Genomic DNA, 20,019 nt, shown 5'->3' with positions numbered 1-20,019 from the left:
TGACTGAACGGGATCGAAAGGGAAACTGATGGAAAACCTGTTCATTGCCGCCACACCGACCTCGCCCGAGGTGAGCTTTGATTTCAAGCAGCACACGCTCTCCCTCAAAGGCGAGTCCTATCCGGAAAACGCCGCGGTATTCTACGGCGACGTGATCCTGCGCCTGCGCAAATACCTGGCGGCCTGCGAGGACACCGAAGTCACCGTGCATGTGGCGCTGACGTACTTCAACAGCTCCAGCACCAAGGTGCTGTTCAGCATGTTCGACGCCATGAACGACGCAGCCGACAAGGGCAACCGGGTCATCGTGCACTGGTATCACGACGTGGACGACGACACGATCCTGGAATTCGGCCAGGACCTGCACGCCGACTTCCCCGCCATCGATTTCCTCGACCACGCCACCACGGCGAGCTGAGCAGCGCATGTCCGAGCCAGATCTCTTCGAGTCGGAAAACGGCGTCCTGGCGGGCGCCAGGGCGGTATTCGGCAATCCCGATGCCGGTGCCCAGGCATACCGCGACACGCTGGGCGAGCTGATCGGCTACTACGAACGGCTGATGCGCGAAACCCGGCGCCTGATACGGCGCAGCGACCGCGAAGAGCTGGAAATGAACCGGCTCAACCATCGCCTGCAGGACCTGGCCCGCGAGCTGGAATTCCGCGCCACGCGCGACACGCTCACCGGCGCGCTGAACCGTGGCGCCATCATCGAGCGGGCCGGTGCGGTGCTGGCGAGGGACAGCCTGTCATTGATCGTGCTCGACATCGATCACTTCAAGCGGGTCAACGACTCGATGGGCCACCCTGTCGGCGATACCGTGATCTGCGGCGTCGTCGACTGCCTGGAGCGGTCGGTGCAAGGCGCGGGCGTCATCGGCCGGGTGGGCGGCGAGGAGTTCGCTGCGCTGCTGCCAGCGCGCTCGCTGGACACGGCTGTCGAACTGGCGGAGCGCATGCGGCTGCAGATCGAGCAGCATGTGTTTCCGGTCAAGGCTGGGCTGCAGGTGACGGCTAGCTTCGGCGTGAGCTGGAGTCCCCCTGGGACGAGTTTCGAGCAGGCCTATGCGCGCGCCGATGAGGCGTTGTATCAGGCCAAGCGGAGCGGGCGTAACCGGGTTGTCAGTTTGCTGGAGAGCGAGCTGGTGGTGCCGTTGCATTGAGGCGCCGCGCCGGTCAGGTTCACGCAAGACGCCAAGCCACAACATGCCGCGGCGCGCTCGGCGCCACCTGCGGCCCGGTCAGCTCGCCGGGTTGACCTGCACCGGCAGCGGAAAACCGGTATCGAACGTGGTCCGCACATCCAGCCGCTGCTTGAGCAGCCCTGCCTTCAGGTAGAAATCCGCCGTGCGCTGCTGCTCGCCAATCACTGCTGCATCGATGTTGCGCCACTGCGTACGGCGCCGCTCGAACTGCAGCCGCGCGGCTTCCGGCGGGATGCCAATGATGCGTGCCAGCGCCGCGGAAAAGCCGTCCACATGCTGGTACGACCACACCTGCGCGCGCACCACACGCTGCAGAAAGTCGCGCAGCACCTCGCGCTTGGCGGCCAGCGCGCTGTCCGTCGCCGCCAGATAGCTCAGGCCGGACCACAGCCCGCGCCCGCTCACCAGCACGCGTGCATGGCCGCTGGTCTCGGCCAGCGCGGTGTACGGCTCCCATGTGGCCCACGCATCGATCGAGCCGTTGACCAGCGCCAGCTTGGCGTCCGCCGGCGGCAGGAAGCGCAGGCTGGCGTCCTCGGGCTTCAAGCCGGCCGATTCGAGCGCCTTCAGGGCGACGAAGTGACCAATGGAGCCACGGTTGGTGCCGATATTCTTGCCGCGCAGGTCCGCCGCCGTCTTCAAGGGCGAATTGGCGCGTACCAGCACGGCGGTGCCGAACGGGTCCGAGCGGTTGGCGCCGATGATCTTGATCGGCGTGCCAGCGGCCAGCGCGAAGATGGCGGGCGCATCGCCGATCGGGCCGGAATCCACCGCGCCGGCGTTCAGCGCCTCGGCCAGCGGCGCGGCGGCGGGAAACTCCGTCCACTGGATGTCGTAGGCCAGGCCCTTGAGCTCGCCGGCGCTCTCCAGCAGGGCACGCAGGCCACCCTTCTGGTCGCCGGCCTTGAGCACGGGCCGGCCCTGGGCCGACACGGTAAACGGCAAGGCGCCGCTGGCCGCCGCCAATGCGGCGTAGCGCAGGAATTGTCTTCGGGACGCCGTCATGTTGCCGCTCGCCATCCCCTTCAGGCTGCCTTGCGGCCAGCACCGGCACCAGCGCCGGCCGCGGCATCGCGCTGCGCCACCAGCGCGCGCACGCGGGGAATCAGCTCGCGGCCGTAGTCCACGGCATCCTCGAGCGGATCGAAGCCGCGGATCAGGAACGTGGTCACGCCAAGGTCGTAGTAGTCCAGCAGCGCGTCGGCGACTTGCTCCGGCGCGCCAACCAGCGCGGTGGAGTTGGAGCGCGCGCCGGTGAGCTTGGCGATCTCCGTCCACAGGCGCTTGTCCACACGCGGGCCCTTGTCGGCGGCGGCCAGCAGGCGGCGCGCGCCTTCGCTTTGCTGCGGGCCGCCCTGCCCCAGGCCAGCCGCTTCGCGCAGGCGGCGCGTTTCTTCGAGGATGGCATTGGCGCGTGCCCATGCCGCCGCCTCGGTTTGCGCCAGGATCGGCCGGAACGAGACCGAGAAGCGCACCTGCCGCCCATGCGTGGCCGCCTCGGCGCGCACCCGCGTGGTGATGTCGCGGACCTGCTCGAGCGATTCGCCCCACAGTGCGTAGACATCGGCGTGACGTCCGGCGACTTCAATCGCCGCGTCCGAAGCCCCACCGAAGAAGATCGGCACGTGTGGCTTCTGCGCCGGCTTCACTTCGGAGAAGCCCTGGGTGAAGCGGTAATACTTGCCTTCGTGGTCGAACGGCTTGTCCTGCGTCCAGATACGGCGCAGGATGCCGAGGTACTCGTCGGTGCGCGCATAGCGCTCGTCGTGGCTGAGGAAATCGCCGTCGCGCTGCTGCTCGGAATCGGAGCCGCCGGAGATGAAGTGCACGCCAAGCCGGCCACCGCTGAACTGGTCAAGCGAGGCGATCTGCCGGGCCGCCAGCGTGGGCGCGGTAAAGCCCGGCCGGTGCGCGAGCATGAAATGCACGCGCTCGGTCACGGCAGCCGCGTAGGCAATGGTTAGCGTGGCGGACGGGCCGGTGGAGTGATGCGGCACCAGCACGCGGTCGAAGCCGGCGTTCTCATGCGCTTGCGCAAATGCCCGCACATAGTCGCGATCCACGACCGGTCCGCTGGCCGGATGGATCTCCGACTGCTTCTGGCTCTGGATCATGCCAATGATTTCCACGCTCATCGTAGGCTCCTGTTCCTGGTTTGCGATGATTTGAAGCGGCTGCGCGGGAGTTGCGCGCCGTATCGCCAAAGCATGAACATACGCCGTGAATAGGCGATCCTTAAGGAATAAGAACGAGGGAAGATATGCGGTTTTGCACGCTGTGGGGCGGCCGTTGCCTGGCTGGCGCCGAACCGGCGCCATCGTCCGATAGCGCTGGTTCGGGCAGCCGAATGCGATTTTTTTCGGCGCCGCGTGATTAGCCGGCGGCCGCGCTCTTCAAACCGTCCGACACGCCTTGTGCCGAGTCTTGGCACCACTGCTTGGCGCCGAGCGGGCTGCTTTCAATCCCTTCTTCCTTGCCGTCCGGCATCAGCACGTTACCGCGCAGCCCCGCGGCCTCGCTGGCCTCGCCACCACTTGTATCTACCCCCGGGATCCCCGCGATCAGACCGACCATCTTCCTGGCGTTCTTGACACTGTCGGCTTTCAGGAAGCCCTTTCCGACACAGTAGCTGGTGAGGCCAGCGACGTTGCGGGACATGTCATACATGCCCTTGAGCACAGCCGGGTCTGCTTGCGCATGCACCGGAGCGGCAAGCACGATCGTGCTCGCGGCCATCAGGATTGCTGGCATCTTCTTGTTCATGGTTCTCTGTGTTTCCCATCATTGGTGCCCGGCTTCAATTAGCCGGATTTGCCAAGTATACTGGCAGTCACATCGGGCTTCGTGGCCTGCCGTCAAAGCGGACCCTTCAGGGCCCGCTTTCTCGTTGATCGGACTGACACCCTCCTACCTTTTCCTCCTCTCTGCATGGCTCTTCGATTTCGTCCCATCCCCTGCGCTCTATCGGCCTTGCTTCTTTTCGCCGTCGCCGCCTCGCCCCATGCCCTGGCCAACGATTACGTCCTGGTCCCGATCACCGGCAGCGAGCCGGAGACCAGGGAGGTTTCCGTGCTGGAACCGGCCGTGGCCCGATTTGCCGGCCTGGCTTCCGGCTCCTATTACTGGGAGGACGGGCTGCTGGCCGAGCAACTGCTGACCGGCCTGGCATCGCGCCCGCACAGGCTCGAGCAGGCGCTGCCTGGTGGCCTGCGCCTGGTGGCGTCGCGCCGGGAGTTTTCCGACGGCGCCGAGCGCGCGGCCGTGCTGGTCGACGCGCGCGGCGCCGTGCTGGCCGCGGCGCTGGTGCACCGGCAGTGCGGCAAGGAATCCGTCTGCCAGGACAGCCAGCACGCCGTGCTGTCGGTTTTCCTGCGGCCCGGCTTCGACCGCGCCCAGGCCCAGCCGCTGGTCGCGTGGGGCCAGGATGTGCCCAAGGACCTGAAGCTTGGCAGGGGCGAGACGATCGCCACGGTGGAGACCATCACGCTGGATGCCAGCCGCACAGGCGCCAGCCCGGTCCAGCGCCCCACGGGATTCCCGGCGCAGGTGCCGCTGTACCCGAGGGCCATCCTCTATCGCACCGGGCAGAATGCATTGAGCGACGCCAGGGCCAGGCGCGTGGTGCGGCTGCAGACCACCGATAGCATCGAACAGGTGCTGGCCTTCTACAAACGGTTGTCGCCGCCGATGGGGCAACTGGAGACCGGCAAGAATGACAACAGCGGCTACGTGAGCGGCAAGCGCAAGGGCGTGGCGTTTTCTGTCGAGGCGCAGCGCAATGAGCACTTCCCAAGCCTCACCAACGTGGAGGTGGAGATCGCCGACTGAGCGCGGCGAGGACGATGTGGGAGCCATGTCAAGCCGGTCGCCGCCGTCGCTGTCGGCCCCGCATCGATCGCCCCGGCATTACCAAGTATACTTACGATCACATCAGGCTTCGCAGCCTCCCGTCAAAACGGACCCTCCGGGGCCCGTTTTCTTGTTGAGCGGACTGACAATCCCCACCATTTTTCCTCTCCTTTTTCCTTTCCGTATGGCTCTTCGATTTCGTCCCGCCTCCTGCGCAGCGCTGGCATTGCTGCTTTCCACGCTCGGCGCCGCGCCCCTTGCCCTGGCCGCGGATGCCGTCCTGGTCCTGGACACCAGCCACCAGCAGGAAACCCGGGAAGCCCCCGCGCTGGATCTCGCCATCACCCGGTTTGCCGGCAATGCGTCCGGTACTTACTATTGGGAGGACGGCCTGCTGGCCGAGCAGATCCTGTCGGGGCTGCAGTCGCGCGCCAACCGGGCCCAGCAGGAACTGCCCGATGGCCAGCGCGTGCTGTCGTCGCGCCGCCAGCTATCGCATGGCGCCGAGCGCGCGGCCGTGCTGGTAGACGAGCGCGGTGACGTGCTGGCCGCTGCGCTGGTGCACCGCGAATGCGGCAAGGATGGCTGCCAGGACGACCAGCACGGCCGGCTGTCCGTCTTCCTGCGGCCCGGCTTCGATCGCGCCAAGGCGCAACCGCTGGTTGCGTGGAGCCAGGACGTGCCCGAAGACCTGCAGACCGACTCCGGCGAGAAGATCGCCAAGGTGGAGACCGTCACGCTGGATGCCGCCAACACCGCGGCCAAGCCGGTCAAGCTCCCCAAGGGATTTTCGTCGCAAGTGCCGCTATACCCGCGGGCCATCGTTCACCGCACCGCGCAGGATGCGCTGAGCAACGCCAAGGCCAAGCGTGTGCTCCGGCTGCAGACCACCGACAGCATCGAGCAGGTGCTGGCCTTCTACAAGCAACTGACGCCGCCGCTGCAGGATGCTGTGTCCGACCTGGATCGCAACACCGGCTTCATGGCGGGCAAGCGCAAGGGGGTGGCGTTTACCGTCAACCTGAAGGAGGACAAGCACTTCCCGACCATCACCAACATGGAGGTCGAGATCAGCGAATGATCCGGCTGCCGGGCGACGAGCGGCGCGGCAAGCGGTAGATTACATGCCGTTGTCGCCCTCCACCTTGCCGATCGACGCCTTGATCCCGACAGCGGTGCGCAAGCCCTTGACGGAATACGTCCGCGCTTGCGCCTGCTCTTGGTCCTCCGGCTTGCGCATCCACAGTTGCGCGAACAGCCCGTCCTTGGGTGAATAGCCGCCAAACCAGTCGACCAGTTGCCCGATGTAGCACTGGCGCCCTACCCAGACGGGCATGTCTGCCACGATTTCAAAGGTGTAGTGGCCCGGGCCGTAGCTGTAGTAGACACCACGGTCATCGCCCTTGACCGTGTCCGGAACCGGGCAAAGGGGCTTGTCCATGGTGCCGACATCGCGTGCCACCTCGCTGCTTGCCTGCGCAAGCGCGCGCGTCAGGGCGGCATGCAGGGTGCTGTCCAGCGTGGTCACCGCGCCCTTCTCTTCGTCCTTCTGGATCCTGGGGATGGAGAGCTGGTAGCGGTATTGCACAGCAAGCCTTGGCACCTCGCCAACCACCGTCAGCGGCCTCAGCAGGTGAACGTTGTCCACCCCGTAGTAACTGCTCCGGTACGCTACATATACGCGTCCGCGCAGGCGGACCCAGTCCGCCGCCTGGTTGGCGCCGCGTCCGTTGACCGAGTAAAGGTAGCCTCCTTGCTCCAACGCGTCGGCCCGGCCCGTCGAGCCATCGACGCCTGCGAATTTTCCGCCCTCGCGCCGCAGCGCGCTCACGTAGGAAAACAGCCCGGTCCCGCCGGAATAGGTGTCGATGATGAGATCGCGCTGGCCGTCGCCGTCGATATCCATCAGCGTGTAGGAAGCGTTGCCGTTCTCCCCGCCGCCGTCGATACCGGAGGCCAGCAAGGCGCGCCATTCGTCGCTGGTGACGCCCGGGGGACGCGTCGTCGGGAAATGCGCGTCGTCGCCCGTCTGCTTGTCTTCTTTCCCGTTGGCGAACGTTGTCATGCCCGTCTTGATGCGGATCGCATCGAGGGCCTTCTCAAGCGGGAACGCCGGCTCGGTCTTGCGCATGGCTTCCACCGCCTGGCGCAGGTCCTCCAGCGCCTGCCGGTCCACGCTGTCCGGCTTGTAGGCGGCGGCTTCGCGCAGTTGCGCCTGCAATGCCGCAAGCCGCTCGTCATATCGTGCGTTGATGCAACTCTTGTCCGCACCACACTGATCCCGGGTCTTCAGCCACGCAAGCTGGGCTTGCCGTAGCGCGGCGCGCTGCTGGGCCTGGGCGCTGGCGAGCTTGCCATACACGGCCGAGAGCTTGCCATCGAGCTTGCGCAGATCCTCATTGGCGCAGATCGCGATCTCCGTGCTGCTCGCCGCGCGCTCGCATTGCATGCCGGCCTGCGCCGCCTGTGCGGCAGGGACATACAGCGCCAACAAGGCGATCAGCGACGAGTAATTCCTGATTTTCACATTCACAACGCGCGTTCTCTTCTGAGTGGTTCCAGCCTGGGAAGGCAAGCAGGCACTGCCCCCTCAACAAGCGCATATGGAAGCGCAATATGCTTCTTTGTGCCGATGCGCACCGGCCGGTAGTCTAGCAAGTCCTTGTTCATGGCAAGCCCGCCGCTACCTGCTCCATGCCTCAAAGCTTCTCCACGCTGCCCGATGGCGCCATCCCGCTCCACGTGGCGGCACCGCAAACGCTTGCGGCCTTGCTGGAACAACTGCCGCCGGAGCAAGCACAGTGGGCACGCGCAACCGGCTTCGTCCCGTTGCCTGGCAAGACCTTGCTGCTGCCAGATGCCGATGGCGCACTGGCGGGCGTGATCGTCGGCGCCGATCCGGCCCAGCCGTTGTGGCAACTGGCGGGCCTGCCGAAGCAGTTGCCACCGGGGCGCTATGCCATCACCGCCGCGCAGGATGAACCGCCGCTGGCCGCGCTCGGCTGGGCCATCGGTGCCTTGCCCGCGAGCTGGGACGACACCGAGGACGACACGGTGGACGACACAGTGGACGACGCGGCGAATGGCGCCGAAGACCTCGCGCAACTGGTCGTGCCACAGGCCACGCAGCAAGCCCTCCAGCCGCTGGCCACAGCCATCGGCCTTGTACGCCGGCTGGTCAATACACCGGCCAACGTCCTCGGCCCCGCACGCTTGTCGGAAGCAGTCCGCGCACTGGCGCGGGCGCATGGCGCCGAGTTCCGCGAATGGATCGGCGACGCCCTGCCGGATGCGGGCTTCCCGCTGGTCCACGCCATCGGCCGCGCGGCTGCCGAAGCGCCGCGCGTGGCCACGCTGCATTGGGGCGACCCGGCTGCGCCGCGCGTGGTGCTGGTCGGCAAGGGCGTGTGCTTCGATTCAGGCGGGCTGGATATCAAGCCGGCGCAGGGCATGCGCTGGATGAAGAAAGACATGGGCGGCGCGGCCCACGCCATTGCGCTGGCGCAACTGGTGATGCAGGCGCGCCTGCCCGTGCGGCTGACCCTGGTGGTGCCGGCCGTGGAAAACGCCGTCGGCGCCGGCGCGCTGCGCCCAGGCGATGTGATCCGCGCTGCCAATGGCACGTCGGTGGAAATCGAAAACACCGATGCGGAGGGCCGGCTGGTGCTGGCCGATGCCCTGCATCACGCGCTGGGTGAGCGCCAGGAGAGCGCCGCCATCGCCATCGACCTGGCCACGCTGACCGGCGCGGCCCGCGTCGCGCTTGGGCCGGAGCTGCCCGCGCTGTTCAGCAATGACGACGCCCTTGCCGCCGACCTGCTCGCGCAGGCCCGGCGGCTGGCCGATCCGCTGTGGCGCATGCCGCTGTGGCAGCCCTATCACGCCATGCTGAAGTCGTCGTTCGCGGATACGCAGAATGCCGCCGCCGCGCCGCTGGCCGGCGCCATTACCGCTGCCCTGTTCCTGCAGCGCTTTATCCCGGACGGCACGCCCTGGCTGCACCTGGACCTGTTCGCCTGGAACCAGGAAGACCGCCCGGGCCGCCCGCGCGGCGGCGAGGCGCAGGGACTGCGCGCGCTCTTTGGCTTGCTGGCGCAGCGCTTTCCCGCGGTTGCCGGCGAGCCCACGCATTCCTGATGACAAGACAACTACCGTAAGTGAGAACAACCGACATGATCCAACGACTGGCGCTGGCCGCCACCCTGGCCGCCGCATTGCTGGCCGCTCCCGCGCTGCATGCCGAAACCCTGCGCTGGGCGCGCTCGGCCGACGCCTCCACGCTGGACCCGCATGCCGTCAACAACGGGCCCAACCACAACCTGCTGCACCAGGTCTACGAGCCACTGATCATCCGCACCGCCGATGGCAAGCTGCTGCCCACGCTGGCCACCTCGTGGCGGCGCACGGACGACCCCACGGTATGGGAGTTCCAGCTACGCAAGGGCGTGAAGTTCCACGATGGCAGCGTATTTACCGCCGACGATGCGGTGTTCTCTCTGTTGCGCGCCAAGTCGCCCACCTCGGACATGAAATCGCTGCTAGTCTCGATCACCGAGGTGATCAAGGTTTCTCCCTTCGTCATCCGCATCAAGACCGCCGGCCCCAACCCGCTGCTGCCCGACAACCTGACCAATATCCAGATCCTGAGCGCGGCATGGTCCAAGTCGCACAACGTGGAGCAACAGCAGAACGCCTCGGCCAAGGAAGAGACCTACGCCACGCGCAATGTGAACGGCACCGGCCCGTACACGCTGGTGTCGCGCGAGCAGGACGTGCGCACGGTGCTTAAGCTCTTCCCGCAGTACTGGGGCCGTGGCCAGTTCCCGCTGGAGATCGACGAGCTGGTCTACCTGCCGATCAAGTCGCCCGCCACCCGCGTGGCCGCGCTGCTCTCCGGCGAGGTGGACTTCGTGCAGGACCTGCCGATCCAGGACACGGCGCGGCTGCGCGCCGACCCCAGGCTGCGCGTGAACCAGGCGGCGGAAAACCGTGTGATCTTCTTCGGCCTGAACGTGGGCAACGCGCCCTTGAAGTACTCGGACGTGAAGGACCGCAACCCACTGGCCGACCGCCGCGTACGCGAGGCGTTCCAGCTCGCCATCGACCGCAATGCCATCAAGACGGCCGTGATGCGCGGCCTGTCGGTGCCGACCAATATCATCGCGCCGCCGTTCGTGCATGGCTATGACAAGGCCTTCGACGTGGTCGGCAAGCCCGACGTGGCGCGCGCCAAGGCGCTGCTGGCGCAAGCAGGCTATCCCAACGGCTTCGGCATCACCCTGCATTGCACCAACGACCGCTACCTCAACGACGAAGCGATCTGCCAGGCGGCTGCCGGCTTCCTGGGCCGCATCGGCGTAAAGACCACGGTGGTCTCGCGCCCGCTGGCGATCCAGACCGCCGCCATCAACAACCTGGATACGGACTTCTACCTGTACGGCTGGGGCGTGCCGACCTACGACTCCGCCTACATCTTCGACTACCTGGTCCACACGCGCGGCAAGAATGCACGCGGCGCCACCAATGCCACGCGCTACAGCAACCCGGAGCTGGATGCGAAGATCGTTTCGCTCTCAAGCGAGGGCGACCAGAAGCAGCGCGACGCCACCATCAAGAGCATCTGGACCACGGTGCAGAACGAACTGGTCTACCTGCCGCTGCATGACCAGATCCAGACCTATGCCATGGTGCGCAAGTTCGACATCCCGGTGAACCCGTCGAACACGCCCTACTTCAAGCTGTTCAAGCTGGCGAAGTCGTGACAATGGGCGCGCGCTGATGCTGGTCCACCTTCTCCGCCGCCTCGGCCAGTCGCTGCTGGTGCTGCTGGCCGTGTCCTTTATCGCCTTCCTGGTGTTTCGCCATATCGGCGATCCCACGGTCAGCCTGCTGGGCGAGGATGCCTCGATCGAAGACCGCCAGGCGCTGGTGGCCGAACTGGGCTTCGACCGGCCCGTGCCGGTGCAGTACGCGCGCTATCTCGGCAACGTGCTGCATGGCCAGTTCGGCATCTCGTACCGGGTCAAGCGGCCGGTGACGCAAGTCATCCTGGAGCGCGCGTCTGCCACGCTGGAGCTGGCGCTGGTGGCGGCGGTGGTCGCCGTGCTGGGCGGCGTGGCGCTGGGCGTCTACACGGCGATACAGCGCGACGGCTGGGCCAGCCGCGTGCTGATGACGGTGTCGCTGGTCGGTGTCTCGCTGCCGACCTTCCTGATCGGCATCCTGCTGATCTACCTGTTTGCCGTGGAGCTGCGCTGGCTGCCCTCGTTCGGGCGCGGCGACACCATAGCCGTGGGCGGGTGGAACACGGGCCTGCTCACGCGCTCCGGCTGGGCCTCGCTGGTGCTGCCGGTGGCCACGCTAGGCCTGTTCAAGCTGACACTCATCATGCGCCTGGTGCGCGCGGAAATGATGGAGGCGCTGCGCACCGACTACGTGCGCTTTGCCCGCGCGCGCGGCCTGCCCGAGCGGCGCATCCACTACGGCCACGCGCTGCGCAATACGCTGATCCCGGTGGTCACCATCACCGGGCTGCAGATCGGCTCGCTGATCGCCTTTGCCATCGTCACCGAGACGGTGTTCCAGTGGCCCGGCGTTGGGCTGCTGTTCATCTCGTCGATCCAGGCGGTGGACGTGCCGGTGATCGCCGCCTACCTGCTGATGATCGCGGTGCTGTACGTGTGCATCAACCTGGCGGTGGACCTGGTCTACCTGCTGGTGGATCCGCGCCTGCGCCGTGCCTGATCTCTCCATGACCTCAATGCAAAACGCCCCCGCTCCTGCCGCCCCGGCGCAAGCCCGCTGGCGCAATGCCGAGTCGCCCGTGGTGCGGGCGCTGGCGCGCTCGCGTACCACGCAATTTACCGTGCTGCTGCTGGCGCTGCTGGTGCTCGCCGCCCTGTTCGCGCCCTGGCTGGCGCGGCAGAACCCCTTCGATCCCGCCGGGCTGGAGTTGCTCGATGCCTTCACGCCACCTTGGCAGCATGGCGCGTCCGGCACCTTCTATCCACTCGGCAGCGACGACCAGGGGCGCGACATTTTCTCCGCCATCCTCTACGGCTTGCGCATGTCCCTGCTGGTGGGCGCGGCGGCGGTCGCGCTGTCGCTGGCCATCGGCGTCACGCTTGGCCTGGTGGCCGGCTATGCCGGCGGCTGGTTCGATACCGTGGTGATGCGCCTGGCCGATGTCCAGCTCACCTTTCCCGTGCTGCTGGTGGCGCTGCTGATCTTTGGCATCGCACGCGGCATCCTGCCCGCTGGCTACCGCGACGAGATGGCGCTCTACGTGATCGTGACTGCCATCGGCCTGTCGGAATGGGTGCAATACGCGCGTACCGTGCGCGGCGCGGTGATGGTGGAAAAGCACAAGGATTACGTGCTGGCGGCCCGCATCATCGGGCGCTCGCGCACGGCGATCCTGCTGCGCCATATCCTGCCCAACCTGCTGGCGCCGGTGCTGGTGATCGGCACCATCAGCTTTGCGCTGGCGGTGGTGGCAGAGTCCACGCTGTCCTATCTGGGCGTGGGCCTGCCGCCCACCCAGCCCTCGCTGGGCACGCTGATCCGCGTTGGCCAGGGTTTCCTGTTCTCCGGCGAGTGGTGGATCCTGCTATTGCCCGCGCTGGTGCTGCTGGCGCTGGCGCTCTCGGTCAACCTCGCGGGCGACTGGCTACGCGACGCACTCAACCCCAAGCTCCAATGACCAAGATGCCTGTGAACCAGCCCGTCCTGAGCGTGCGCGGCCTGTCCGTGGCGTTCGACACCTATCGTGGCACGGTGAACGTGCTCGACGACGTGTCCTTCGAGATCGCACCCGGCGAGATCCTGGGTGTGGTGGGCGAATCCGGCGCGGGCAAATCGATGACCGGCAATGCCGTCACCGGCCTGATCGAGCCGCCCGGGCGCATCAGTGCCGGCAGCGTGACGTTGCGCGGGGAACGCATCGACACCTTGCGCGGCGAAGACATGCGCCGCGTTCGGGGCAAGCACATCGGCATGGTGTTCCAGGACCCGCTGACCAGCCTCAACCCGGTCTGCACCATCGGCCACCATCTCACCGAGACCATCCGCACCCACCTGCCGCTATCGCCCGCGCAGGCACGCCAGCGCGCGCTGGCATGGCTCGCGGACGTGGAAATCCCCGACCCCGCCACGCGCTTCAACCAGTACCCGCACCAGTTCTCCGGCGGCATGCGCCAGCGCGTGGCCATTGCGCTGGCGCTGTGCGGCGAGCCCGAACTGCTGATTGCCGACGAGCCGACCACCGCGCTCGATGTGGTCGTGCAGGCGCAGGTGATCCAGGTGCTGCGCCGCGTCTGCCGCGAGCGCGGCACCGCCGCCATGCTGATCACCCACGACATGGGCGTGATCGCCGGGGCCGCCGACCGCGTCCTGGTGATGTACCAAGGCCGCGCGCTGGAAACCGGGGCGGTACGCGACATCCTCGACCACCCCCGCGCGGCTTACACGCGCACGCTGATGGCCGCCATTCCCTCCGTGCACCAGCGGCTGCACCGCCTGCCGGTGCCGGACGAAGGCGCCGTGGCGCCGCTGCCAGCGCAGGCATCCCGCCCCGAGGCCAGGCAAGACACCGCGCCACTGGTGCAGGTGCACGGCCTGTCGCGCGACTTCGATCTCTCCGCCGGCTGGCTGCTGCGCACCCTCGCGCGCCAGCCGCGCAAGGTGCTGCACGCGGTGCGCGACGTCAGCTTCGCTATCCCGCGCGGCACCACCTTCGGGCTGGTGGGCGAATCCGGCTCGGGCAAGTCCACCGTGGCGCGCATGATTGCCGGCCTGACCCGGCCCGGCGCCGGACGCATCGTGATCGACGGCGTGGACCGCTGGGCGGACCGCCAAGCCGCGGCCACCCTGCCCGGGCGTTTCCAGATGATCTTCCAGGACCCGTACGCCAGCCTCAACCCGCGCTGGCGCATCGACCGCCTCATTGCCGAGCCGCTGCAAGCGCTGGGACTCAGCAAGAGCCCGGAAGACACCGCGGAACGCGTGGCGCAGGCACTGCGCCGCGTGCGCATGTCGCCGGACGCCGGCCGGCGCTATCCGCACCAGTTCTCCGGCGGCCAGCGCCAGCGCATCGCCATCGCCCGCGCCCTGGTCAGCCACCCCGACTTCCTGATCTGCGACGAGCCCACGTCATCGCTGGACGTCTCGGTGCAAGCCCAGGTACTCAACCTGATGCGCGACCTGCAGGACGAATTCGGCCTGACCTACCTGCTGATCAGCCACAACCTGGCGGTGATCCGCCAGCTATGCGACCAGGTGGGCGTGATGCAGCGCGGGCAATTGGTCGAAGTCGGGCCAGCGGATGCGGTCTTTGCCGCACCCCGGCATGGCTATACGCGCACGCTGATGGCTGCGGTGCCGGATGTGGGGCGGGTACGGGGGTTGCCGGTGGTGGCGGTGGCTTAGTGGAGGCTTAGTGGAGGCGCACTTGGTGAGTGGCACTCGTCAGCGAAGGAACGCAAGCATGACGCAAGAGAACCATGGCAGTACGCGCAAATGGCACGGGCGTGCGGGCACGGCCGCCGGCGCTGCCGGGCTCTATCTGTCGCTGGGGACGGAACTGGCGTGGATACAGCTGGGGGGTGTCTTCCTGACCACCCTGGGGATTCACTTCTGGGTGATGTCCCGCCAGCAATGATGTCCCGCCAGCGGGATTGAGCGATCACCGGGGAACCCCGGCGATCGTCATGACGCAATGGCCTTCAGTGGCCGGTACGCTTAGCCAACAAATGCCTTTTCAAGCACAAAATGGCCAGGCTCGCTCATGTTACCTTCCGTGAAGTGCTGCTCGGTCAGCATCGCGCGGATGTCCTTGAGCATGTCCGGGCTGCCGCACAGCATGATGCGGTCGTTCTCCAGCGAGAACGGCTCCACGCCCAGGCGCTCGAACAGCTCGCCGTTGGCGATCAGGTCGGTGATGCGGCCCTGGTTGTCGAACTCTTCGCGGGTCACGGTGGGGAAATAGACCAGCTTTTCGCGGATCAGCTCGCCCAGGTGTTCGTGCTGCGGCAGGTGTTCCTGGATCAGCTCGCGGTAGGCCAGTTCCTCGACGAAGCGGCAGGTGTGGGTCAGCACGACCTTGTCATAGCGCTCGTACACTTCCGGATCGCGGATGATCGACAGGAACGGGGCCAGGCCGGTGCCGGTGGCCAGCAGCCACAGGGTCTTGCCGGGCAGCAGGTTGTCGACCAGCAGCGTGCCGGTGGGCTTCTTGCCGACGAAGATCTGGTCGCCTTCCTTCAGGTGCTGCAGGCGCGACGTCAGGGGGCCGTCCGGCACCTTGATGCTGAAGAACTCCAGCGTTTCCTCGTAGTTGGCACTGGCGATGCTGTAGGCACGCAGAAGCGGACGACCGTTCACTTCCAGACCGACCATGGCGAACTGGCCGTTTTCGAAGCGGAAACCGGGGTCGCGGGTGCAGGTGAAGCTGAAGAGCGTGTCGGTCCAGTGGTGGACGGAGAGGATGGCTTGCTGGTTGAGATTGCTCATGAATAAGGCGCTATATGCGCTGGATGGCGCCGGCGTCGATGGCCTGTTGTGGCCTGATACCAAAGGCTTGGCGGTAGCTTGCCGGTTGCGTTCAACAAGGCGGGCTCCGGTCCGAAGGCTGGAAGGCGCGCCGATCAAGGTGAGAAGATAGCGGATTTTAGAAGAAAACGCAGGGCGCGTCCCGATTCATGCAGTTTCAGGGGGGTTATAAGCCCCACGCCCTGCGTTTTCAGGCTCAACGGCGCCCCGAAAGCCGCCTGACCACCGAGATCAGCCGGTCCACCTCGTCCGTGGTGTTGTAGAAGGCCAGCGACGGCCGCACCGTGGCCTCCACGCCAAAGCGGCGCAGGATGGGCTGGGCGCAGTGATGCCCGGAGCGCACGGCGATGCCTTCCTCGTTGAGCGCGCGGCCCACTTCCTCGGTCTCATAGCCCTTGAGCACGAAGGACAGCACGCTGGCCTTGTCGCGCGCCGTGCCTACCAGCCGCACGCCCGGGATGGGCTGCAGCAGGTGGGTGGCGTACTCCAGCAGGTCGTGCTCGTAGCGGGCGATGTTCTCGATGCCTACCCGCTCCACGTAGTCCAGCGCGGCGCCCAGCCCCACCGCATCGGCGATGTTGCCGGTGCCCGCCTCGAAGCGGTTGGGCGGCGGCTGGAACACGGTGCGCTCGAAGGTCACGTCGGCAATCATGTTGCCGCCGCCTTGCCAGGGCGGCATGGCCTCCAGCAGCTCGCGCTTGCCGTAGACCACGCCGATGCCGGTGGGCCCGAACACCTTGTGGCCCGAGAACACGAAAAAATCCGCATCGATGGCCTGCACGTCCACCCGCATGTGCGAGACCGACTGCGCGCCGTCGACCAGCGCGCGGGCGCCGGCACGGTGAGCCAGGTCGACGATCTCCTTGACCGGCACCACGGTGCCCAGCGCATTCGAGACCTGCGTCACGGACACGATCCTGGTGCGGTCGTTGAGCAGCCGGCGGTACTCATCCAGCAGCACCTGCCCGGAATCGTCCACCGGAATCACCCGCAGCCTGGCCCCGGTCTGCGCGGCGAGCTGCTGCCACGGCACGATATTGGCGTGATGCTCCAGGTGCGAGACGATGATCTCGTCGCCCTCGCCCACGTTCTGCACGCCCCAGGTCTTGGCGATCAGGTTGATGGCCTCGGTGGTGCCGCGCACGAAGATGATCTCGTCGGGCGAGGATGCGCCGATAAAACGCTGCACCTTGCTGCGCCCGGCCTCGTAGGCATCCGTGGCGCGCCCTGCCAGTGCATGGGCGGCGCGGTGGATGTTGGAGTTCTCGTGCGCGTAGAAGTACGAGATGCGGTCGATCACCGACTGCGGCTTGTGCGTGGTGGCGGCGTTGTCGAACCACACCAGCTGGCGGCCGTTGACGCGCTCCTGCAGGATCGGGAAATCGCGGCGAATCGCGTTGACGTCGAACGGCACGCGCGCCGAAGACGATGCCCACGGCAGCGTCCGCTCTTGCTCGCGCCCATAGCCGTAAGCGCCCGCCCCTTGCTGCGGCAGATGCAGCGAGAGCGGATCGCCGAACGCGGCGATCTCGCGCAGGCTCGACGCGCCGCCATGCAGGTCGCGGCCCGCGCCCTCCAGGAAGTAGTAGGCAGGCGCGGCCGAGGACTGCGGCGATGGCGCCGCCGCATGCGGCACGCCCAGCGCCTGGCCGCCGAAGCGGCTTTCCACCGCGGGCGCCACCGTGGCGACCGTGTCGGGCAGGCCATTCTGCGCCACCGAGGCCGGCCGCAAGGCCGGCGCGCGATTAGCCAGCGAGAGCACATGGGTCGGCGCGGCGGGCAGCAGGTTGGCGCCGGGCACGTGGCCCTGCGGGATCGCCGCACCCGGCACGCCGGTGCCCGTGCCGCCAGGACCCGCCACGGGCGAGCCAGGCGGCGCCGGGTTGTTTACCACGGGCAGCGACTGCGCGGCAGCCGGCGATGTCCCCGGCAGGGCCGAGAAAAACGCCCCCGCCAGGCGCGCCAGCACCGCCGGATCCGGCAGGCCGGGCGGCACCGAAGGCGCGCCCGGCAGCGCGGCCGACGGGCCGGCCGGCGGATTCGGCGGATTCACCGGATTACTTGTAGGTGTCAGGATAGTCATGGTACTTGCCGATCTCCACGTCATCGAGAACCGCCAGCGCATCCGGCGCGTGCACGGCCAGCGAGCAGTACAGCGAGATCAGGTACGAAGCGATAGCCTGGTCGTTGATGCCCATGAAGCGCACCGACAGGCCCGGGCCCTGCTCGCCCGCCACGCCCGGCTGGAACAGGCCGACCACGCCCTGGCGCTTGTCGCCCACGCGCAGCAGCAGGATCTTGCTCTTGCCATCAGCCACCGGCACCTTGTCCGACGGGATCAACGGAATGCCGCGCCAGGTGATGAACTGCGAGCCGAACAGGCTGACGGTCGGCGGCGGCACGCCACGGCGCGTGCATTCGCGGCCAAAAGCGGCGATCGCCAGCGGGTGGGTCAGGAAGAACGCGGGCTCCTTCCACACCTTGCTCAGCAACTCGTCCATGTCGTCCGGCGTGGGCGCGCCGGTCAGCGGAAATACGCGCTGATCTTCGGCCACGTTGGCCAGCAGGCCGTAGTCCGGGTTGTTGATCAGTTCGCCTTCCTGGTGCTCCTTGATGGTCTCGATGGTGAGACGCAGCTGTTCCTTGATCTGGTCGTGCGGGCTGCTGTAGAGGTCCGAGACGCGGGTATGCACGTCCAGCACCGTGCTGACCGCGTTCAGGAAATACTCGCGCGGCTGCTCTTCGTAGTTGACAAAGGTGCGCGGCAGCTTGCCTTCGTCGTCGCGCTGGGTGCAAGCAACCTTGACGGACTCGGGGTCCTGCACCTTGTTGAGGCGGTAAATACCGGCTTCCACCGGCACCCACTGCAGGAAATGCGTCAGCCAGCGCGGCGTGATGGTCGCGAGCTGGGGGATGGTCTTGGTGGCATTGGCTAGTTGCCGTGCTGCGTTATCGCCGAGCGCCGTCTGGCCGCTCCCGTTTACCGACATGTGCTACTCCGTTTAGCTGTGAGCTGATGGCTGATGGCTATATGAGAAAAACAAGAATCGTTATTACCGCAGCGATTATCGGGAGACGGCCCGGCCCGTTCAACATGCTATAGACGGCAATGCGCATGGATTTGCGCGTGGATCTGCGCGTGGTTCGTGGCGATCCGCGGCGGTGGCTAAGACCGCGTGCCTACCACCTGCGCATCACGCAGCGAGACGTGTGCGGCGCCCGATCCGAGCAGCCACGAGATCGGCACGCCCAGCGCCACGGCCAGCTTTTCCACCGTGACGATCGAGGCAATCGCGCTGCCGCGCTCGATCTCGCCGATATACGAGCGATTCATGCCCGCGTGCTCGGCAAGCTCTTCCTGCGACCACGCATGCGCCTCGCGCAACTGGCGCACGGTGGCGCCCAAAGTCCGCACCAGGTCCGTCATGGCAAGCTCGCCTCGATCACGCGCGCCAGCTCGCCTGCGCCCGGCACCCTGGCGGTCTCGTTGCGCGATACGGCCTGCGTCACATGGGCGCCGGCGGCAACATCCTGCGTGACCCACACATTGCCGCCGATCACCGCGCCGCGGCCCAGCGTGACGCGGCCAAGGATGGTGGCGCCGGCGTAGATCACCACATCGTCCTCGACGATGGGGTGCCGCAGCAGGCCCTTCTCCAGCTTGCCCGTGGCGTCGCGCGGAAAGCGCTTGGCGCCGAGCGTCACCGCCTGGTACAGCCGCACGCGCTCGCCGATGATGGTGGTCTCGCCAATTACCACGCCCGTGCCGTGATCGATAAAGAAGCCGCCGCCGATCTGCGCGCCGGGATGGATGTCGATGCCAGTCTCCGCATGCGCCAGCTCCGCCACGATGCGCGCCAGCAGCGGCAGCCCGAGGCCATAGAGCGCGTGGGCGATGCGGTGATGGATCATCGCCAGGATGCCGGGATAGCAGAGCAGGACTTCATCCACGCTGCCGGCCGCGGGGTCGCCATGGAAGGCGGCGAGCACGTCGCTGTCGAGCAGGCCGCGGATGCGCGGCAACTCGGCGGCGAACTCGCGCACGGCCGTCAGCGCGCGCGTCCTCAGCGCGGCTTCATCGCGTTCGGCATGGCGTGCGGCGTAGTGGAACTCCAGCCTTGCCTGGGCCAGCAGCCCGTGCAGCGCCGCGTCCAATGAATGCGCGATATAGAGGTTCTCGCTTTCCTGGCGCAAATCGGGCGGCCCCAGCCGCATGGGAAACAGCACCCCCTTGAGGGTGGCGACCACCTGCGCCAGCGCATCGCGCGAAGGCAGGTCGCGCCCGCCCGGCTCCAGCAAGCGTTGCTGGCCTTCTCTCCATTGCTGGCGCACCTGCTGCAGGGCGAGCACGATCTCGCCGATCTCGAAGTCAGCCACTGTGGTACTCCCCGTTCTGCGTTGTCCGCGCGATGGTTCG

At 67.0% G+C, this 20,019-nt stretch carries 19 protein-coding genes; 10 read left to right on the top strand and 9 right to left on the bottom strand.

The features are described 5' to 3' along the window. Positions 1-28: 28 nt before the first annotated feature. Both AC07XB_RS15270 and AC07XB_RS15265 read left to right on the top strand, forming a co-directional pair. Positions 29-418 (top strand): DUF1987 domain-containing protein, encoded by a 390-nt coding sequence (locus tag AC07XB_RS15270; RefSeq protein WP_043354443.1) that lies wholly within the window; start codon positions 29-31, stop codon positions 416-418. Positions 419-425: 7 nt separating this feature from the next. After that, positions 426-1,163: a GGDEF domain-containing protein gene (locus AC07XB_RS15265; protein ID WP_492826956.1), complete on the top strand. Its 738-nt coding sequence runs from the start codon at positions 426-428 to the stop codon at positions 1,161-1,163. Positions 1,164-1,241: 78 nt separating this feature from the next. Here AC07XB_RS15265 and AC07XB_RS15260 read toward each other — a convergent pair whose 3' ends face one another. The 3 genes from AC07XB_RS15260 to AC07XB_RS15250 all read right to left on the bottom strand — a co-directional run bounded on the left by AC07XB_RS15260 (position 1,242) and on the right by AC07XB_RS15250 (position 3,968). After that, a complete protein-coding gene (locus AC07XB_RS15260; RefSeq protein WP_492826954.1) occupies positions 1,242-2,210 on the bottom strand; it encodes an ABC transporter substrate-binding protein in 969 nt (322 codons plus the stop codon). 20 nt (positions 2,211-2,230) lie between these two features. Further along, entirely contained in the window at positions 2,231-3,340 is a 1,110-nt protein-coding gene (locus tag AC07XB_RS15255) for an LLM class flavin-dependent oxidoreductase (protein ID WP_492826952.1), read from the bottom strand. Between the two features lie 238 nt (positions 3,341-3,578). Continuing rightward, complete coding sequence (locus AC07XB_RS15250) at positions 3,579-3,968, bottom strand: hypothetical protein (protein ID WP_492811334.1); 390 nt, start codon at positions 3,966-3,968, stop codon at positions 3,579-3,581. A gap of 207 nt (positions 3,969-4,175) precedes the next feature. Here AC07XB_RS15250 and AC07XB_RS15245 point away from each other — a divergent pair, with 207 nt between their 5' ends. Then, positions 4,176-5,033, top strand: a complete 858-nt coding sequence (locus tag AC07XB_RS15245; protein ID WP_492826950.1) for a hypothetical protein — start codon at positions 4,176-4,178, stop codon at positions 5,031-5,033. Between the two features lie 205 nt (positions 5,034-5,238). Next, positions 5,239-6,135: a hypothetical protein gene (locus AC07XB_RS15240; protein WP_492826948.1), complete on the top strand. Its 897-nt coding sequence runs from the start codon at positions 5,239-5,241 to the stop codon at positions 6,133-6,135. A gap of 39 nt (positions 6,136-6,174) precedes the next feature. Here the strand turns inward: AC07XB_RS15240 and AC07XB_RS15235 are convergent, their stop codons facing one another. Continuing rightward, complete coding sequence (locus AC07XB_RS15235) at positions 6,175-7,587, bottom strand: lysozyme inhibitor LprI family protein (protein WP_492826946.1); 1,413 nt, start codon at positions 7,585-7,587, stop codon at positions 6,175-6,177. A 161-nt stretch (positions 7,588-7,748) separates the two neighbouring features. Here AC07XB_RS15235 and AC07XB_RS15230 point away from each other — a divergent pair, with 161 nt between their 5' ends. Genes AC07XB_RS15230 through AC07XB_RS15205 form a run of 6 tightly spaced genes read left to right on the top strand, consistent with a single transcriptional unit; the run spans position 7,749 to position 14,712 of the window. Beyond that, entirely contained in the window at positions 7,749-9,191 is a 1,443-nt protein-coding gene (locus tag AC07XB_RS15230) for a leucyl aminopeptidase family protein (protein WP_492826944.1), read from the top strand. Between the two features lie 35 nt (positions 9,192-9,226). Further along, a complete protein-coding gene (locus AC07XB_RS15225; RefSeq protein ID WP_492826942.1) occupies positions 9,227-10,816 on the top strand; it encodes an ABC transporter substrate-binding protein in 1,590 nt (529 codons plus the stop codon). A 16-nt stretch (positions 10,817-10,832) separates the two neighbouring features. Next, positions 10,833-11,798, top strand: a complete 966-nt coding sequence (locus AC07XB_RS15220) for an ABC transporter permease (RefSeq protein WP_492826940.1) — start codon at positions 10,833-10,835, stop codon at positions 11,796-11,798. Between the two features lie 7 nt (positions 11,799-11,805). Continuing rightward, on the top strand, positions 11,806-12,756 hold the full coding sequence (locus AC07XB_RS15215) for an ABC transporter permease (protein WP_492826938.1): 951 nt from the start codon (positions 11,806-11,808) through the stop codon (positions 12,754-12,756). Beyond that, a complete protein-coding gene (locus AC07XB_RS15210; protein WP_492826936.1) occupies positions 12,753-14,480 on the top strand; it encodes a dipeptide ABC transporter ATP-binding protein in 1,728 nt (575 codons plus the stop codon). Before AC07XB_RS15215 ends, AC07XB_RS15210 begins: the two co-directional genes overlap by 4 nt. A 58-nt stretch (positions 14,481-14,538) precedes the next feature. Then, positions 14,539-14,712: a hypothetical protein gene (locus AC07XB_RS15205; RefSeq protein WP_492826934.1), complete on the top strand. Its 174-nt coding sequence runs from the start codon at positions 14,539-14,541 to the stop codon at positions 14,710-14,712. Positions 14,713-14,792: 80 nt separating this feature from the next. On the opposite strand, the gene AC07XB_RS15200 is transcribed toward AC07XB_RS15205, so the two are convergent. From AC07XB_RS15200 to epsC, 5 genes are all read right to left on the bottom strand, one after another. Continuing rightward, positions 14,793-15,563 carry a ferredoxin--NADP reductase gene (locus tag AC07XB_RS15200; RefSeq protein ID WP_174427668.1) on the bottom strand — a complete coding sequence of 257 codons (771 nt, stop codon included), beginning with the start codon at positions 15,561-15,563 and terminating at the stop codon, positions 14,793-14,795. A gap of 235 nt (positions 15,564-15,798) precedes the next feature. Continuing rightward, complete coding sequence (locus AC07XB_RS15195; RefSeq protein WP_492372707.1) at positions 15,799-17,685, bottom strand: family 2A encapsulin nanocompartment cargo protein cysteine desulfurase; 1,887 nt, start codon at positions 17,683-17,685, stop codon at positions 15,799-15,801. Beyond that, positions 17,660-18,592, bottom strand: a complete 933-nt coding sequence (locus AC07XB_RS15190) for a family 2A encapsulin nanocompartment shell protein (protein ID WP_492372706.1) — start codon at positions 18,590-18,592, stop codon at positions 17,660-17,662. Before AC07XB_RS15190 ends, AC07XB_RS15195 begins: the two co-directional genes overlap by 26 nt. Positions 18,593-18,768: 176 nt before the next feature. Beyond that, the gene (locus AC07XB_RS15185) at positions 18,769-19,029 is read right to left on the bottom strand and encodes a helix-turn-helix domain-containing protein (protein ID WP_150986150.1); all 261 of its coding nucleotides are present in this window, start codon (positions 19,027-19,029) and stop codon (positions 18,769-18,771) included. Next, a complete protein-coding gene (gene epsC / locus AC07XB_RS15180) occupies positions 19,026-19,979 on the bottom strand; it encodes a serine O-acetyltransferase EpsC (protein WP_492372705.1) in 954 nt (317 codons plus the stop codon). Before epsC ends, AC07XB_RS15185 begins: the two co-directional genes overlap by 4 nt. Between the last annotated feature and the right edge of the window lie 40 nt (positions 19,980-20,019).

The sequence above is a fragment of the Cupriavidus sp. GW821-FHT02F09 genome, assembly GCF_059421605.1.
This window is presented reverse-complemented; position numbering and strand designations above follow the sequence as displayed.